Source organism: Oleiphilus sp. HI0043 (genome assembly GCF_001634935.1).
The window spans coordinates 1-1,702 of record NZ_LWEY01001248.1 but is presented as its reverse complement, the minus strand read 5'-3'; the positions used below and the strand labels follow the sequence as shown (position 1 = coordinate 1,702).

The following is a 1,702-nucleotide window of genomic DNA, read 5'->3' as shown; positions in this document are numbered from 1 at the left end:
GTTTTCCGCACCTGTCGGTATGACTGAAATGTACGATATTGAGGAACATAAGGGTAATGACGGAATAACAACAATGGCCGCATATGAGCTTCGACCTACGGCAGGTGCATCGGGTGATCGAGTCGCGACGGCGTCAACAATTTTTGATGATGCCATTGGTCACTTAATTGCTTTGAGAGAAGGGGCGAGTGGTGTATTGAATGTTGATAGTGTCCATGGTGCCTGTGGTGTTGATAATCTCTTGGTAGTCGAATTCGACAATACCATTGATAGTGATGCCTTAGATACTAGCTACTACTCCTTAAATGCAGCGACGATTAGTAGTGTTAGTCAGCAAAGTGACACAACGGTTGTATTGCAGGTAACAGGAATTGTAGCGGGCCAGGCATATACCTTGACGGTGGATGGTACTGATCACAGCGTTGATTTCTCTGGTTTAACTGGTCATTACTTTGATCAACGTAACGGAAGTGGAACCAAGGTTTCTCAGCCTTCAGGTTTATTTACCGGTACGGCATATCTGCGTAAAGATAGCCAAGTGGATTTTGGTTGGGGCTCAGGAACGCCGACTATTTTCCCTAGTACCTCTGGAAATAATGAGCGTTTCAGTATTCGTTGGAATGGCTATGTGGTACCGACACAAACAGGTAGTTATGAGTTCCGGCTGTATTCAGATGATGGTGTACGCTTAGACCTTGAAGGTAGTGAGATTATTAATGACTGGAGCCTTCATGGACCGCGTTATTCGAGCACTTCTGCGGCGCAATTATTAAATTCTGGGCAGGGCTATATCGTTCAGATGGAGCACTTTGAGCATACTGGTCAAGCTTATGCTCGTTTGCAATGGCGCCGTGACGGTGGCAGTTGGGAAGCTATTCCAAGTGCAGCTTTGAGTTCATGTGCGGTCACAGGTGAGCTACCTGAACCTGTCGCAGAATTTCGAATGGACGAGACGGCTTGGTCTGGCTCATCAGGTGATGTGGTGGATAGCTCAGCTAGTTCTAGCAATGCCAGTTCTCAAAATGGCTTAGACACAACGAATACAGCACACCTTTGCCGAGCAGGCGATTTCGATGGTGTTGATGACTACATTGAAAGCTCAGCCGTAGGCACAACGCTTACGGGAACCTCTTCACTGAGTTTTTGGATCAAGACCACACAAGTAGGAAATAATACCGGATGGCAGGCGCCCGGTATTGCAGGTATAGAAGAGGCGGGAGGCTCCGACGATATCTTTTGGGGCTGGATCGATGCCTCGGGCCATATTGGCTTATCGGTCGGTAACGATTACTCAACAAAATCCTCAGGAGTGATCAATGATAATAGCTTTCATCATGTGGTACTAACACGTGATGCCGGTAGTGGTGCGTATAAAATATATATTGATGGCGTGTTGGATCAAAGTGGCACCGCAGCAGCAGGTGTGATTGGCAACTCTTTCACGAGTATCGGCCGGATAGAAGATACAGGTGGTTCGCCAGAGTACTTTCAAGGTCAGCTAGATGAAGTCAAAATATACAACAGCGTTCTAAGTGATTCGCAAGTGAATGCCTTATATACCGAGACACGTTCATGTGGCGCCTATCAGCCTCTTGCTCACTTTGCCTTTGAGCAAAATAATTGGTCGGGCGCAGGCGTGTCGATCGAGGATTATTCGGGTAACGGTAATGCGGGATTAAGTGTCGGTAGTGCAGAGTCCCAT

1 protein-coding gene is annotated in these 1,702 nt (G+C 47.2%); it reads left to right on the top strand.

The window, feature by feature from the left end; all coding sequences use genetic code 11:
• On the top strand, positions 1 to 1,702 hold a 1,702-nt coding region (locus A3729_RS15540; RefSeq protein ID WP_197475875.1), incomplete at both ends, for a LamG-like jellyroll fold domain-containing protein.